Origin of the sequence: Nonomuraea sp. NPDC049480 (genome assembly GCF_044465905.1) — a bacterium.
GTDB lineage: Bacteria > Actinomycetota > Actinomycetes > Streptosporangiales > Streptosporangiaceae > Nonomuraea.
In genome coordinates, this window is sequence record NZ_JBITMD010000008.1 from 292,850 (window position 1) to 306,931 (window position 14,082).

15 protein-coding genes are annotated in these 14,082 nt (G+C 70.9%); 11 read left to right on the forward strand and 4 right to left on the reverse strand.

Annotated features, from left to right (window positions below; genetic code table 11):
* The first annotated feature begins 24 nt into the window (after positions 1–24).
* Positions 25–234 carry a hypothetical protein gene (locus ACIBX3_RS24695; RefSeq protein ID WP_397120726.1) on the forward strand — a complete coding sequence of 70 codons (210 nt, stop codon included), beginning with the start codon at positions 25–27 and terminating at the stop codon, positions 232–234.
* 44 nt (positions 235–278) lie between these two features.
* On the opposite strand, the gene ACIBX3_RS24700 is transcribed toward ACIBX3_RS24695, so the two are convergent.
* The gene (locus tag ACIBX3_RS24700; protein ID WP_397120728.1) at positions 279–2,051 is read right to left on the reverse strand and encodes a serine protease; all 1,773 of its coding nucleotides are present in this window, start codon (positions 2,049–2,051) and stop codon (positions 279–281) included.
* 273 nt (positions 2,052–2,324) lie between these two features.
* Between ACIBX3_RS24700 and ACIBX3_RS24705 the strand changes: the two genes are divergently transcribed.
* Positions 2,325–2,651, forward strand: coding sequence for an STAS domain-containing protein (locus tag ACIBX3_RS24705; protein WP_397120730.1), 327 nt, complete (start codon positions 2,325–2,327; stop codon positions 2,649–2,651).
* Between the two features lie 13 nt (positions 2,652–2,664).
* On the opposite strand, the gene ACIBX3_RS24710 is transcribed toward ACIBX3_RS24705, so the two are convergent.
* On the reverse strand, positions 2,665–3,561 hold the full coding sequence (locus ACIBX3_RS24710) for a YihY/virulence factor BrkB family protein (protein ID WP_397120732.1): 897 nt from the start codon (positions 3,559–3,561) through the stop codon (positions 2,665–2,667).
* A gap of 165 nt (positions 3,562–3,726) precedes the next feature.
* Between ACIBX3_RS24710 and ACIBX3_RS24715 the strand changes: the two genes are divergently transcribed.
* Positions 3,727–4,101: a hypothetical protein gene (locus ACIBX3_RS24715; protein WP_397120734.1), complete on the forward strand. Its 375-nt coding sequence runs from the start codon at positions 3,727–3,729 to the stop codon at positions 4,099–4,101.
* A 43-nt stretch (positions 4,102–4,144) separates the two neighbouring features.
* Complete coding sequence (locus ACIBX3_RS24720) at positions 4,145–4,621, forward strand: hypothetical protein (RefSeq protein WP_397120736.1); 477 nt, start codon at positions 4,145–4,147, stop codon at positions 4,619–4,621.
* A 51-nt stretch (positions 4,622–4,672) separates the two neighbouring features.
* Here ACIBX3_RS24720 and ACIBX3_RS24725 read toward each other — a convergent pair whose 3' ends face one another.
* On the reverse strand, positions 4,673–5,563 hold the full coding sequence (locus ACIBX3_RS24725; protein ID WP_397120738.1) for a LysR family transcriptional regulator: 891 nt from the start codon (positions 5,561–5,563) through the stop codon (positions 4,673–4,675).
* Between the two features lie 141 nt (positions 5,564–5,704).
* Between ACIBX3_RS24725 and ACIBX3_RS24730 the strand changes: the two genes are divergently transcribed.
* From ACIBX3_RS24730 to ACIBX3_RS24745, 4 genes are all read left to right on the forward strand, one after another.
* On the forward strand, positions 5,705–6,091 hold the full coding sequence (locus tag ACIBX3_RS24730) for a VOC family protein (protein ID WP_397120740.1): 387 nt from the start codon (positions 5,705–5,707) through the stop codon (positions 6,089–6,091).
* Between the two features lie 78 nt (positions 6,092–6,169).
* Positions 6,170–7,612: a serine hydrolase domain-containing protein gene (locus ACIBX3_RS24735; RefSeq protein WP_397120742.1), complete on the forward strand. Its 1,443-nt coding sequence runs from the start codon at positions 6,170–6,172 to the stop codon at positions 7,610–7,612.
* Between the two features lie 84 nt (positions 7,613–7,696).
* Positions 7,697–8,317 carry a helix-turn-helix transcriptional regulator gene (locus tag ACIBX3_RS24740; RefSeq protein ID WP_397120744.1) on the forward strand — a complete coding sequence of 207 codons (621 nt, stop codon included), beginning with the start codon at positions 7,697–7,699 and terminating at the stop codon, positions 8,315–8,317.
* Entirely contained in the window at positions 8,314–9,813 is a 1,500-nt protein-coding gene (locus ACIBX3_RS24745) for an FAD-dependent monooxygenase (protein ID WP_397120746.1), read from the forward strand. The genes ACIBX3_RS24740 and ACIBX3_RS24745 overlap by 4 nt, the downstream gene beginning before the upstream one ends.
* Positions 9,814–9,817: 4 nt before the next feature.
* Here the strand turns inward: ACIBX3_RS24745 and ACIBX3_RS24750 are convergent, their stop codons facing one another.
* Positions 9,818–10,495, reverse strand: coding sequence for a TetR family transcriptional regulator (locus ACIBX3_RS24750; RefSeq protein ID WP_397120748.1), 678 nt, complete (start codon positions 10,493–10,495; stop codon positions 9,818–9,820).
* An 89-nt stretch (positions 10,496–10,584) separates the two neighbouring features.
* On the opposite strand from ACIBX3_RS24750, the gene ACIBX3_RS24755 reads away from it, so the two are divergent.
* Genes ACIBX3_RS24755 through ACIBX3_RS24765 form a run of 3 tightly spaced genes read left to right on the forward strand, consistent with a single transcriptional unit; the run spans position 10,585 to position 14,077 of the window.
* Positions 10,585–12,123: an acyl-CoA carboxylase subunit beta gene (locus ACIBX3_RS24755; protein WP_397120750.1), complete on the forward strand. Its 1,539-nt coding sequence runs from the start codon at positions 10,585–10,587 to the stop codon at positions 12,121–12,123.
* Positions 12,120–12,302 (forward strand): acyl-CoA carboxylase epsilon subunit, encoded by a 183-nt coding sequence (locus tag ACIBX3_RS24760; protein ID WP_397120752.1) that lies wholly within the window; start codon positions 12,120–12,122, stop codon positions 12,300–12,302. Before ACIBX3_RS24755 ends, ACIBX3_RS24760 begins: the two co-directional genes overlap by 4 nt.
* Positions 12,303–12,310: 8 nt before the next feature.
* Complete coding sequence (locus ACIBX3_RS24765; protein ID WP_397121032.1) at positions 12,311–14,077, forward strand: acetyl/propionyl/methylcrotonyl-CoA carboxylase subunit alpha; 1,767 nt, start codon at positions 12,311–12,313, stop codon at positions 14,075–14,077.
* Positions 14,078–14,082 lie beyond the last annotated feature (5 nt).

Genomic DNA, 14,082 nt, shown 5'->3' on the forward strand with positions numbered 1-14,082 from the left:
CGTTCGTCGGGAGGGGCATTCTTCATGAGCGAGGACCAAGCCGGGACATCCGCCTGGCCGGCGGTGCGGCTCATCTTTCTCCTCATCGCAGGCATGGTCGTCGGCAACGTCGCCGTCACCCTGCTGATGAACCGGGACACGGGTCTGGGATTCGACGAGCTCCTCGCCTTCGGAGGGGGCGCGGCGCTGGGACTCGCGGTCGAGTTCGGAGTGCTCAGGCGAACCAGGCGCTGAGGTGTCCGGCGCCCCCACGGCGACCGGTTCTTCGTCATGGCGCTCTAGGAGGGCTGGTCGCCCGGCGGGGGCACGAACTGGCCGTAGCGGACGGCGCGGGTCTGGTCCGCCGGGCCCTGCGGGGGCGCGGGGTGCGCGTACTGGCCGGGCCCATGGTGGACGTTGTTCGGGGCCGAGCCGTACGGCGCGGGTCCATGGCCGCCGGCCGCGTATCCACCCTGCCCGTATCCGCCCTGCCCGTATCCGCCCTGCCCGTAGCCGCCCTGCCCGTGGCCGCCCTGCCCGTACGCCCCCTGTGACGGCTGAACCGGAGGCGACACCTGGGCCTGGCCCGCAGGGAGTTGCTGCCAGGGAGGCGGCGGCACCGCGCCGTAAGCGGGAGAAGGCGGCGGCGGGGCGAAGGACGGCGCGGTGCGCCGGCGCCGGCGCCCGCCGAGGACCTTGACCAGGACGAGGACGAGCACGATGGCGACCAGCGCGCCGGCCCCGATCAGCACCCACATCAGGATCGGCTTGGGCGACTCGTCCTTGCCCGCGGAGATCGCCTGCTGCGTGTCGCTGATGTACTTGGCCACGTACGGGTGGTTCGGGAACAACGCCTGGACCTCGCGGAACTTCGGCAGCGCGTCCTCGTAGTAATGCCGGAAGAAGTCGTTGAGCGCCTCGTTGTACCGGGTCGTCGTGAGGGCCTGGGCGGGCTTGATGTTCTTCTCGCCCAGCTTCTCCTTGATGATGCCCACCGGCAGGACGAAGCTCTCGCTCTCCGAGGCCTCACCGCTCTGGCTCACCGTGCCGGCGATCAGCATGCCGATGACCTTGCCGTCCTTGCTGAACACCGGGCCACCCGAGTTGCCGTGGTAGGACGGCGCCTGGGTCTGGATGTACGGCACACCTGACGTCGTGGCGCGCTGGGCGTTGTACGGGCCCTCGGTCAGCGCCGGCTCCAGCTTGGACTCCAGGCTGAAGAACGGGGTGTTGGTGACCAGGCCGGGGAAACCGCTGATGTACAACGTGTCACCGGTACGCACGTCGGCGTCGTCGCCGAGCGGCACGGTCGGCAGGTTCTGCTGGCCGTTGACCTTGAGCAGCGCGAAGTCCTTGCCCGGGTAGTTCTCGCCCACCGACACCAGCTCGGCCGGGACCGCCTTGGCCGTCTTGTCCACGCCGCCGCCGGGCAGGCTCTGCAGCACCGACAGGCTCTGCTTCAGATTGCGGATCTTCATGTGACCGGTGTTGAACGACACGTAGATCTGCTGCGCGAGCTTGACGATCTCCTCGTCGGCCTCGATGCCCTGCAGGCCGCTGATGATCTCCTTGGCGTCCTGCTCGTTGAACTTGGCCAGCGCCTGCTGCGCGAACAGCTGGCTGAGGTCGGTCTCGCCGACTTGGACGCAGTGCGCCCCGGTGACCATGTACCCGTCGGGGGTGACCCACCAGCCGGTGCACATGCCGCCCACCTCGGCGTCGACCGTACGCTCGGGGGTCGTCGCGGTGAGGTAGGTGTCCACGTCCGCTGCGATCCGCTGGAACAGCCACTTGGCGATGCTGCGCTCGTCCGAGGAGATCTTGCCCGACGCCACGGTCGCGGTGGCCTGCTGGACGAGCTGGTTGAACGCGGTCTGGTTGAGCGTGCTGGTCGGTACGGCGACCGTGCCGGTGTAGGTGAGGCTGGTCAGCTGGACCGCGGGCTGGGTACGCGCCGCCAGCCAGGTGCCGGCGGACACGTCGGGCCGTTCATCGGGCGTGTCGTCAGCCGCCGCCGGCAATGCGGGCAGCGCGACCGCCATGACAACCGCCGCGGTCGCGGCGACCTTCATCAAGCTTCTCCTGAAATTTCCGCTCATAGCCGGAAGAATGGAGGACGGCTCTTGTCGGTGACTTGGAGCCGACTGGAAGCGCGGGCTCTCGGCGACCGCCGCCGAGGGCAGGCCATTCCAGGAAGCGTAAACAGGATAAACTTGCCCTTCTAGGGATATTTCTCGCGTTGGTATTCGGGTACCGTCGGCGGTGCCACGTTCGGATTAACGCGCAGGTTTCGGGCCCTGCGGACGTCTTCACCACGGCGCGCTTTACTCCCTTCGGAGAACCTCATGACCAGCGACGACAGTGCTTCGCACGGCAAAGCCGATCCATCGGCCCCCACCATCGTCCACCTGTCCGGAGAGATCGACACCTTCACCGGCAAGGCCGTCCGCCGGCAGTTGATGAAGGCGCTGCGCCACAGCAGGAACGGCGTGCTCGTCGTCGACCTGTCGCAGGTGACCTTCTGCGACGCCGGCGGGCTCGCCGTGCTGGTCGGCATCCAGCGGCGCGCCCGTACGCGAGGCGTCACCCTGGCCCTGGCTTCCCCCCGTCCGCAGATGTCCCGGCTGCTGCACATCACCGGCCTGGACCGCGGCCTGCCGCTGCTGCTCTGACCGGCCCGGCGGCCTACCGGGAGCGGGGACGGGCGGCCAGGTCGACGACCTTCCCGGTCGCGCTGGTGGCCGCCAGGGCGGCGGCGAACAGGATGAGCTGGTTGAGGATCTTGAGGAACAGGAGCATGCCGGCGGCGCCCGCGACGACCTGATAGGCGGGGTTGGCCGCGGTGAGGTTGACGTAGGCCTGGCCGAGGGTTTTGAGGATCTCCAGGCCGATGGCGATGACGAGCGCCGGCCCGATCACGCGGCGCGGGGACAACCGTAAGCGGGGCGGCGCGGTCACCAACGCCATGGCCAGCAACGTATTGACGCCGAAGCCGAGCACGACGGCCGCGGCGGTGAGCACCCACTGGGCCGGTAGGGCGTCCACGCCCACGGTGAGCACGAGCAGCCAGGTCAGCAGCCACTCGGCGGCGAAGGCCACGGCGAGCGACAGGGCCAGCAGCACGCCGAGCCCGGCCACCACGCCCAGGTCGATGAGCTGGCGCAGGAAGAAGTTGCCCGGATACTCCTCCAGCCGCCAGATCGCCCTGCTGGCCGAGCGCAGGGTGTCCATCCAGAACAGCCCCGTCAGCGGCAACGCGACGAAGGCCACCAGGCCGGCGGCTTCCCGGGCGTCCCGTAACGCCTGGACGTCCAGGCGCGGGAAATTCTCGCTCAGGTAGTGCTCCACCGTGGCGATCACCGTCGGATCGTCGAGAACGCGACCCAGGATGGCGAAGGCCAGCAGGGCCAGCGCGAACGTGGCGAAGAAGGCGTAGTAGGTGAGCGCGGCCGACAACCTTCCGCCGTCGGTCTGGTCGTACCGCACCACGGCCCGCGCCAGATGATCCAGCCAGCCGTACCGGCCGCGGGCCCGCCGCCAGACGCCCGCCAGTGCCTTGGCCGAGCGCCGGATCGCGTTCATGTGATTGGCCCTGCCTTTCCGGGTGTTCGCGCCCGCCGATGGAACAAGCCGTTGTGACGGCCCCACCGCAGCGGCGTCACGCGGAAACGTATCGTCTCGCGTCGCCACGTCAGGAAGCGGGACAAACCGTTTGCCGGTCATGCGGGCATCCCGACATGATCGCGTATGGCTGTGACACGGGAACTGCTCGCCTACTACGAGCAGGACAGGGAGCACGCGCGGCTGCGCGAGGGGCGCGGGCGGTTGGAGTTCTGGCGTACGCAGGACGTGCTGCGCCGGATGTTGCCGCCGACGCCGGCGCGGGTGCTGGACGTGGGCGGCGGCACCGGGGTGCACGCCGAATGGCTGAGCGCCGACGGCTACGAGGTCGGGCGATACGGGCTGGAGGGGGCCTTCTGGCTGTACGGCGACGTCGACGACTGGCTCGACGATCCGGAACGCCGGGCGCTCATGCTCGACGCCCAGCGCTCGATGGAATCCGTGCCGTCGCTGCTCGGAGTCAGCGGCCACATGCTCACCGTCGCCCGGAGGGATCGATGAGTCAATGTGTCATGTCGGCTGGCGTCAGGATATCTTGACGATTGTGACCTTCAAGATTGCCGACATCCCCGACCACGAGGGCTTCGCCGCGCCGGTGCTCCCCGGTGGCGAGCTGGCCGCCTCCGCCAGTGCCTTCACCAAGACCTTCATCGGCTACCAGGCCGCGTGCTCCTGCGGATGGGCCGACCGGCGGCGATTCCCGGCCACGCCGGCGGGGGCGAAGGAGGCCGAATACCGGTGGTGGAGCAAGCACACTCCGCCCCTGCTCGCCGCCGCGCCCCCCAGCTGGCTGGTGATGAAGTCGGATCTGCTGTGCGAGCAGATCGTGAAGCTCGCGTCCGAACGCCCGCTGGCCGCCCTCACCCTGCTGTCCCACGTGGAGAGCTGGCAGCGCACCCTGCTCGACCAGGCCGTCGCGGGCGCCCGGGAGGCCGGTGCCTCCTGGGCGGAGGTGGGGGACGCGATGGGGATCTCCAAGCAGGCCGCCCACGAGCGGTTCAGGGCGCACGTGGGCACATGAGGGCGTGAACCAGACCCGGCACCACGTTCAGCCCGCCCCGCCGTAAGGACTTCAGAGGGAGGTCGTGCCCAGGTCGCGGATGACCTGGGCCAGGGCGCGGATGGGAGCCGTTTCCGCCTCGCCGCGCCAGACCAGCGCCCATCTCAGCCGCGGGGCGTCGTGGATGGGCAGGTAGACGATGTCGGGGCGGGCGTGGTAGCGGGCGGCGTGGGCGGCCAGGCCGTGCACGGCTTCGCCCGAGCCGACGAGGGTGAGGATGTCGTCCAGGTTCGAGATGGCCGGGCCGCGTTCGATCGGACGGCCGCTGGGGGTCTGGAAGGGGGTGAAGGCATCCACCCAGTAGTCGGGCGGGTCGACGGTGCCGCGCAGGACTTCGTAGTCGCCCAAGACCTCGGCCGAGACGGACTTGTGGTCGGCCAGCTTGTGGCCGGGAGGCACGAGCATCGTGCGCGACTCGGTGAAGACGACCGGTCCGACGGTCAGGTCCGGCTCCTCCACCGGCAGCCAGCAGATCAGCGCGTCGACCTCCCCGTTGCGTAGCGGCTCGAACGGGTTGAGGAACGGATTGTGACGGATCCGCAACCCCCACGCCGGGTGGCGGGAGCGGAACTCCTCCCAGAAGGGACGCAGGTCGTAGGCGTTGCTGGCGATCATGCCGAGGTGCAGCACGCCGGCCTTGCCCTGGGCCGCCAGCCTGGCCCGTTCCATGCTGTCGCGCAGACCCTGGTAGACGCCCCGCAGGTCCAGGTGGAGCTGCTCGCCGACCGGGGTGAGGCGGACGTTGCGGCTGTTGCGCTCGAACAGCTTGGCCCCCACGCCGCGTTCCTGCTTCTTGATCGCCTGGCTCACGCGGGCCGGGGTCACGTGCAGCCGCTCGGCGGCCCTGCCGAAGTGGAGTTCCTCAGCCACGGTGAGAAAGATCTCGATGTCCCGTAACTCCACCCGTCCTCCCGATCGTGAACCTCTGTGTTAACCGACATTGCGCGTTCCGCCGTTGTTCCCGGCCTGGCCAGCCCGGATGCTGGATCTTGTCCCCGCAATCGGCTTATCGGAAGGAAAGTCTGACATGGGCTTGTCGGCCGAGTGAACGTGATCGCGTCCACGGTGTCGTTGAGCGTCGACGACGTGCCGGCCAGCGCCCGGTTCTTCGAGTCCCACCTGGGCTTTCGCGAGGTGGTGTCCGGTGACGGGTTCGTCTGGCTGGGTCGCGACGACGCGGCCGTGGACATCGTCGTACGGCAGCGCGACGCCGTACGGCCGCCCGGGAGCGGGATCGGCGGCCGTACGGACATGATCGTGACCTTCGCCGTCGTCGGCCTCGCCGCCGAGCACGAGCGGCTACGGCGGGAGGGCGCCGCCATCACCACGCCCCTGCACCAGAAGCCGTGGGGCGAGTGGCGGCTGTGCCTGACCGACCCCAACGGCGTCGTGGTCCAGCTCGCCGAATGGACTCCCCCATCCGGGGCCTGATCCCGGCTGAACCACTCATGCACGTGTACCCGCCCGGCGCGCTCGCCGGGCGTCCTTGACAACCCTTGAGGAGAGAAAATGTTGGAGACGCTGACCTGGGACGCCGACGGCAACTGGACGGCGACGGGCGACTGGGGAGCGAGCAACTCGAACGCCCCGGACTTCCACCTGGGCCGCTGGCAGGCCAGGCTGGACGAGCTACGCGCCGCGCACCACGTGCCGGGCGCCACCCTGGCCGTGCTCGTGGGCGGGAAGATCCACGAGCTGGCCAGCGGCGTGCTGCACCGCGGCACCGGCGTGGAGGTCACCACCGACTCGGTGTTCCTGTCCGGGTCGATCGCCAAGGTCTACACCGCCACGCTGGTCATGCGGCTCGTCGACGAGGGCAGGCTGGACCTGGACGCGCCGGTCGTGGACGTGCTGCCGGAGTTCGCCACCCCGGACCCCGAGGCGACGAGGGTCATCACCATCCGGCAGTTGCTCTCCCACACCGGCGGGGTGACCAACGACTTCAACCACGACAGCGGGCGCGGCGACGACTACCTCGCGAAATACGTCGAAGCCGCCAGGAACGTGGCGCTGGACTGCCCGCCCGGCACGGCGATCTCGTACGGCGGCCTGGGCTACGTCGTGCTGGGCCGCGTCATCGAGGTGGTCACCGGCCTGACCTGGGACCAGGCGCTGAAGGACCTGCTGTTCGCCCCGCTGGGCCTGGAGCACTCGATGACGCTGCCGGAGGAGGCGCTGCGCTTCCGCGTGGCGATGAGCCACCTCGGCGAGCCCGGTCAGGACCCGGACCCGGCTCCCGTCTGGGACATGATGCCCCGCTCGGCGGGCCCGTACGGCCGGGTCATCGTCTCCGCCGGCGACATGGCCCGCTTCGCGGGCATGCACCTGCGGGGCGGGCTGGGCGTGCTGTCGCCGGAGGCGGTCGCGGCGATGCAGCGGCGCGAGGTGGACGTGCCGGACAAGTGGACGGTCTCCGCCGACGGCTGGGGGCTGGGCTGGACCCTGTACGACTGGGACGGCCTCCCCGGCTACGGCCACGACGGCGCCGCCATCGGCCAGTACGCCTACCTGCGGGTCGTCCCGCACGCGGGCGTCGCCGTGGCCCTGATGACCAACGGCGGCAGCGCCCGCCTGCTGTACGCCGACCTCTTCCGCGACCTCCTCCACGAGCTCGCCGGGGTGACCATGCCCGCCCCGTTCGGCCCGCCCGCGCAGCCGCTCGTCGTGGACGTCACACCGCTGCTCGGCACGTACAAGCGCGAGGGCGTCGTGATCACCGTCACCCGCGGGGACGACGGCGGCGCGCGCATGCGCTACGAGTTCGTGGACGGCATGAAGGACCTGTCCCCGCCCCTGGAGATGGAGCTGACCCCGGTGTCGGAGACGGTCTTCGCAGCCTCCGGCGCGGGGCCCTCCTTCAGTGAGGACTACATGCCCGTGGTGTTCTCGACCCTGTCCAACGGGACGGAGTGCGTGTACGTCGGCATGCGCGCCACACCCAAGATCGTCTGACCGGTCTCACCGGTCGAGCGGCGGCGTTTTTGACAAGGACTGCTTGGTGTCGAATACTCGGATCCGAGTGATAGGAGGCGAGTGTTGGATTCGAGTAGTCGCCGCAAGGTGTCCAATCCGTTGGGGCTGGCTGTGCTGGGATTGCTGATGGAGTCGCCCGCGCACCCCCATGCCATGGCCGCCACCCTGCGCGAACGCGGCATGGACCGGGTGTTCAAGGTGACCACCGGGTCCCTGTACGACGTGGTGCGCGCGCTCGAACGGGCCGGCTGGATCGAGGCGCGGGAGACGATCCGGGTCGGCGGACGGCCGGAGCGGACCGTCTACCAGCACACCGCGCTGGGGCGCGAGGAGTTCGTGCGGTGGGTGGACGAGCTGGTCCGGGTTCCGGCCGACGAGTATCCCAAGTTCCTGTCGGCGGTCAGCTATCTCGGCGCGCTCGGGCCGGACGGCGCCGTGGCGGCGCTGCGGGAGCGGGCCGGCCGGGTGCGTGCCTCGATGGAGGAGATCCGGCAGGGGCACCGCGAGGTGCTGGAGTCCGGCGAGGTGCCGCGGCTGTTCGTGGTGGAGGCCGAGTACGCGGTGCGGATGCAGGAGGCCGAGCTCGGCTGGATCGAGGAGATCATCGACGACATCGAGGCGGGCCGGCTGGCCTGGCCGGGACCGGCGACCGGCCGGGGCGGCGCCGGCGGGGAGGTCCGATGAGGGAGATCGGTGCAGGTCATGGTGCGAGCGACGCTGCAGGCTCGGTGACGGTCATGGTGGCCGGGGCAGGACCGGCCGGGTTGATGCTGGCGGCCGAGCTCACGCTCGCCGGAGTCCCCGTGACGGTGGTGGACAGGCTGCCGCGGCGGTCGCCGTACTGCCGGGGCTTCACCCTCGGCGCCCGCAGCCTGGAGCTGCTGGACCGGCGCGGCATCGCCGATCGATTCCTGGCCGAGGGGCCGGCCGTGCCGTACGGCATGTTCGCCGATCCCAGCCGGCCGCTGGACCTGACCGCGATGGACACCGATCACCCGTACGTGCTCGGCATCGCCCAGACCCGCGTGGAGGAGCTGCTGGAGGAGTGGCTGGCCGAGCTGGGCGTCGCGGTGGCGTGGGGGCACGAGGTGATCGGCTTCGCGCAGGACGGCGACGGGGTCGAGGTGACCGTCCGGGCCGGCGGTCAGGACCAGCGCGGCCGGGTGGACTACCTCGTGGGCTGTGACGGCAGCCGCAGCATCGTCCGCAAGCTCGCCGGGATCGGCTTCCCCGGCACGCCGGCCACCACGTACGGCCTGCTCGCGGACGTGGAGTTGGAGGACCCCGCCGAGCTGCCGTACGGGATGATCGAGGGCGAGGGCGGCACCGTGTTCGTCATCCCGCGGCCCGGTTACGTGCGGATCGTGCTGAACGAGCCGGCGCCGCCGGCCGATCGCGACGAGCCGGTCCGGCCGGCCTACTTCCAGGCGGTGCTGGACGACGTGCTGGGCCGCTCGGTGCGGCTGCGCGACCCGCGCTGGCTCACCAGGTTCTCCGACGCGGCCAGGCAGGCGGAGCGGTACGTCGCGGGCCGCGTCGTGCTGGCCGGGGACGCCGCGCACATCCACCCGCCGGCAGGGGCGGTGGGCGTCAACGTGGCCCTGGCGGACGCGGTCAACCTCGGCTGGAAGCTGGCCGCCACCGCGCTCGGGCACGCGCCGGACGGCCTGCTGGACAGCTACCACGAGGAGCGTCACGAGGCGGGGGCCCGCGTGCTGCGCACCACGCGGGCGCTGGCCGTGCTCGGGCGGCGCGACCCCGGTCTCGATCCCGTGCGTGACCTGCTCGGCGAGCTCACGGACCTGGCGCCGGTCGGCAAGTATCTCGCCGAGCTGATGGCCGGGGTGAGCACCCGCTACGACCCGAAGATCCCCGGCGACCATCCGTGGCTGGGCAGGCTCGCGCCCAATCTGAAGCTGATCGTGGGCGAGGACTCCACCAGCGTCGCCGAACTGCTCAGACCCGCTCGTCCGGTGCTGCTCCAGCTCGGCGACCGGACCTTGCCGGTGGGCGCCGGGGCATGGGTGGACGTCTGCCGCGCCCGGTGTCCCGAGCGGCCCGAGCTCGAAGGGCTTCTGATCCGTCCCGACGGGCACACCGCCTGGGTTTCCACGACGTCCGGACCGCGGCCCGCCGGCACCCTCGCCGCAGCCCTGGCCACGTGGTGCGGCATCTCGTAGGGACTCAGGTGCGCGGCTGGAGGTGCCGCTGGATGGCCGCCATGACGGCCTGGGGGGAGGTCGAGCGGGTGAAGGTGGCGACGACGACCTGGTCGCCGGTCTCCTGAGGTTGTTCCAGGTGGCGGAAGGTGGCGATCACGTAGCCGAGGGCGTGGTCGAGCGGGCCGGAGGGGTCGTACGTGCCGCCGGCCCGCAGCCAGCCGCGCAGGACCTGGTTGTGGGCGGAGACGACGGAGGCGGCCATGAGCTCGGCGCGGAGGTCGGCGTCGGGGGAGTCGCCGAGCCACGCGCCGACGAATTCGCGGAAGAGCTTCTGGTAGCGGGCGACGCTGGTGATCTCCCTGTCGCGCAGGGCCGGGACGCGGCGGACGAGGCGGTAGCGGCGCAGCGACACCTCGGCGTCGTCGACGTAGTGGGCGAGCACGATGCGGACGGCGTCGGTGACGGCCACGATCGCGGTGTCGGCGGTGGAGGCGCGAAGGCGGGCGTCGACCTTGGCGAGCAGCGTGTCGTGGTCGGGGAAGATCGCGTCTTCCTTGGAGCGGTAGTAGCGGAAGAACGTGCTGCGGCTCACGCCCGCGCGGGCCGCGATGTCGTCGACGGTCGTGGCGTCGTAGCCGTTCTCGTCGAACAGTGCCACGGCGGCTTCGGCGAGGCGCTGGCTGATGGGCGGTTTCGGCACGGGGTCATTCTCTCGAAAATAGGGGTGTCCAAGACGATCGGCACTCAGTACCGTAGCTGTGAAACTGGGTCTTATCCGGGTGGTGGTGGATGGAACCGCATGGCACCGCGGGCAGCTTGGCCCGCCTGAAAGAGCGTTTGGACGAGGCCGTCCACGTCGGCGAGGCCAGGGCGGCGGCCAAGCAGCACGCCAAGGGCAGGCTGACGGCGCGGGAGCGGATCGAGCGGCTGCTGGACGCCGGGTCGTTCGTGGAGCTGGACGCCCTGGCGAAGGGCAGTCTCGGCTACGGCGACGGGGTGGTGACCGGCTACGGCACGATCGACGGCCGCCAGGTGTGCGTGTTCTCGCAGGACTTCACGGTCGCCGGGGGCAGCCTGGGCGAGGTGTACGGGCAGAAGATCTGCAAGGTCATGGATCTGGCCATGCGGAACGGCTGTCCTATCGTCGGCATCAACGAGGGCGCGGGCGCGCGCATCCAGGAGGGTGTGGTCTCGCTCGGCCTGTACGGCGAGATCTTCCGCCGTAACATCCGCGCCTCCGGCGTGATCCCGCAGATTTCGCTGATCATGGGCGCGTGCGCGGGCGGGCACGTCTACTCGCCGGCGCTCACCGACTTCACGATCATGGTGGACGAGTCGTCGCACATGTTCGTGACCGGGCCGGACGTGATCAAGACGGTCACCGGCGAGGACGTCACGTTCGAGGAACTGGGCGGCGGCCGGGTGCACAACAGCCGCAGCGGCGTCGCCCACTACCTGGCGCACGACGAGGACGACGCCCTCGACTACGCGCGGGCGTTGTTGTCGTACCTGCCGGACAACAACCTCGACGAGCCGCCGCACCCCGGGATCGAGGCGGACCTGGAGCTGTCGGCGGACGACCTGGCGCTGGACGAGCTGGTGCCCGACTCGCCGAACCAGCCCTACGACATGCACGAGGTCATCACGGCCCTGCTGGACGACGGGGAATTCCTGGAGGTGCAGGAGCTGTTCGCGCCGAACATCGTGGTCGGGTTCGGGCGGATCGAGGGCCGGTCGGTGGGGGTGGTGGCCAACCAGCCGATGCGGCTGGCGGGCACGCTGGACATCGACGCCTCGGAGAAGGCCGCCCGGTTCGTCCGCACCTGTGACGCGTTCAGCGTCCCGGTGCTCACACTGGTGGACGTGCCCGGTTTCCTGCCCGGCACCGAGCAGGAGTGGAACGGCATCATCCGGCGCGGCGCCAAACTGCTGTACGCCTATGGCGAGGCCACTGTCCCCTTGGTGACGGTGATCACCCGGAAGTCGTACGGCGGCGCGTACGACGTGATGGGGTCCAAGCATCTGGGGGCGGACGTCAACCTGGCCTGGTCGACCGCGCAGATCGCGGTGATGGGCGCGCAGGGCGCGGTCAACGTCCTGCACCGCAAGCGGCTGGCCGCGGCCGGCGACCCCGACGCGCTGCGGGCGGAGCTGGTGCGGGAGTACGAGGACACGCTCGCCACGCCGTACCTGGCGGCCGAGCGCGGCTACGTGGACGCGGTGATCGCGCCGAGCGAGACGAGGCGCGAGGTCACGCGGGCACTGCGGCTGCTGCGCGGCAAGCGCGACACCCTGCCGCCGAAGAAGCACGGGAACATCCCGCTATGAACGTGATCAACGGCAACCCGTCGGCGGAGGAACTGGCCGCGCTCGTCGTGGCGCTCCTGGCCACGCCGGCTCCTGCCCCTCCGCCGCCCCCGCGCCGCCGCCGCATGCTGCGCCGCCCCCTCGTGACCGGCCCCCGTGGGTGGCGGGAGTCGAGATGGAACCTTGGAGGACCCCTGTGAGCACGAGCTTGCGCAAGATGCTGATCGCCAACCGGGGCGAGATCGCCGTCCGCGTCGTCCGGGCCTGCCGGGACGCGGGCATCGGGTGCGTGGCGGTCTACGCCGACCAGGACCGTGACGCGTTGTTCGCCCGGATGGCGGATGAGGCGTACGCGCTGGGCGGCGCCACGCCGGGGGAGACGTACCTGTCGATCGAGAAGATCATCGAGGTGGCGGCGCGGTCCGGCGCGGACGCGGTGCATCCCGGCTACGGCTTCCTGGCCGAGAACGCCGCCTTCGCACAGGCGGTGATCGACGCCGGGCTGACCTGGATCGGGCCGCCGCCGGAGGCGATCATCGCGCTCGGGGACAAGGTGCAGGCCAGGCACATCGCCCAGCGGGTCGGCGCGCCGCTGGTGGCCGGGACCCCGGATCCGGTGTCCGGGGTCGAGGAGGTGCTGGCGTTCGCCGAGGAGCACGGGCTGCCGATCGCGATCAAGGCGGCGTTCGGCGGTGGCGGGCGCGGGCTGAAGGTGGCCCGTTCGATGGAGGAGATCCCCGACCTGTTCGACAGCGCGGTGCGCGAGGCGGTGGCGGCGTTCGGCCGGGGCGAGTGCTTCGTGGAGCGCTACCTGGACCGGCCCCGGCACGTGGAGACCCAGTGCCTGGCCGACCGCGCCGGCAACGTGGTCGTGGTCTCCACCCGCGACTGCTCGTTGCAGCGCCGCCACCAGAAGCTGGTCGAGGAGGCGCCCGCGCCGTTCCTGTCCGCCGAGCAGGAGGCGCTGCTGCGCGACAGCTCCAAGGCGATCCTCCGCGAGGCCGGGTACGCCGGGGCCGGCACGTGCGAGTTCCTCGTCGGCCAGGACGGCACGATCTCCTTCCTGGAGGTCAACACCCGCCTGCAGGTCGAGCACCCGGTCACCGAGGAGGTCACGGGCATCGACCTGGTACGGGAGATGTTCCGCATCGCGGCCGGGGAGGAACTCGGCTACGACGACCCGCCGTCGCGCGGCCACTCGATCGAGTTCCGGATCAACGCCGAGGACGCCGGGCGCGGTTTCCTGCCCGCCCCCGGCACCATCACCCGCTGGCAGCCCCCTTCCGGCCCCGGCGTGCGCCTGGACACCGGGTACGAGCAGGGCGAGACGGTGCCGGGCTCCTTCGACTCGCTGATCGCCAAGCTGGTCGTCACCGGCGCCACCCGTGCCCAGGCGCTCGAGCGGGCCCGCCGGGCGCTGGCCGAGTTCGAGATCGACGGTATGCCGACCGTGCTGCCGTTCCACCGGGCCGTCGTGGCGGAGCCCGCCTTCACCGCGGAGCCGTTCACGGTGCACACCCGGTGGATCGAGACCGGGTTCGACAACCGGATCGCCCCCTACGAGGGCACGCCCGCCGAAGCGCCGGAGCCGGAGGAGCGGGAGCGGATCACCGTCGAGGTGGCGGGCAAGCGCCTGGAGGTCGTCCTGCCCGCGGGGCTCGGGGGGCCGCGTAACGGCGGCGGCGCGAAGCGGAGCGCCGCCGCAGGCGCCCCGCGGCGCCGCGGCACGGGCCCGTCGAAGGGCGCGGCGAGCGGCGACGCCCTGGTCAGCCCCATGCAGGGCACGATCGTCAAGGTGGTGGCCGCCGACGGCGACGACGTGGCGGCCGGCGACACCATCGTCGTGCTGGAAGCCATGAAGATGGAGCAGCCGCTCACCGCGCACAAGGCCGGGACGGTGGTCGGCATGTCCGCCCAGGTCGGGGCGACGGTGGCGGCGGGGGCCGTGATCTGCGAGATCAAGGACCCGTCGTGACGGGC

Bases quoted from the DNA above. Each gene is read 5' to 3' on its own strand.
- ACIBX3_RS24735 (WP_397120742.1), top strand. From the start codon at position 6,170: ATGTTGGAGACGCTGACCTGGGACGCCGACGGCAACTGGACGGCGACG.
- ACIBX3_RS24700 (WP_397120728.1), bottom strand. From the start codon at position 2,051: ATGAAGGTCGCCGCGACCGCGGCGGTTGTCATGGCGGTCGCGCTGCCC.
- ACIBX3_RS24695 (WP_397120726.1), top strand. From the start codon at position 25: ATGAGCGAGGACCAAGCCGGGACATCCGCCTGGCCGGCGGTGCGGCTC.
- ACIBX3_RS24710 (WP_397120732.1), bottom strand. From the start codon at position 3,561: ATGAACGCGATCCGGCGCTCGGCCAAGGCACTGGCGGGCGTCTGGCGG.
- ACIBX3_RS24715 (WP_397120734.1), top strand. From the start codon at position 3,727: ATGGCTGTGACACGGGAACTGCTCGCCTACTACGAGCAGGACAGGGAG.
- ACIBX3_RS24760 (WP_397120752.1), top strand. From the start codon at position 12,120: ATGAACGTGATCAACGGCAACCCGTCGGCGGAGGAACTGGCCGCGCTC.
- ACIBX3_RS24705 (WP_397120730.1), top strand. From the start codon at position 2,325: ATGACCAGCGACGACAGTGCTTCGCACGGCAAAGCCGATCCATCGGCC.
- ACIBX3_RS24745 (WP_397120746.1), top strand. From the start codon at position 8,314: ATGAGGGAGATCGGTGCAGGTCATGGTGCGAGCGACGCTGCAGGCTCG.
- ACIBX3_RS24755 (WP_397120750.1), top strand. From the start codon at position 10,585: ATGGAACCGCATGGCACCGCGGGCAGCTTGGCCCGCCTGAAAGAGCGT.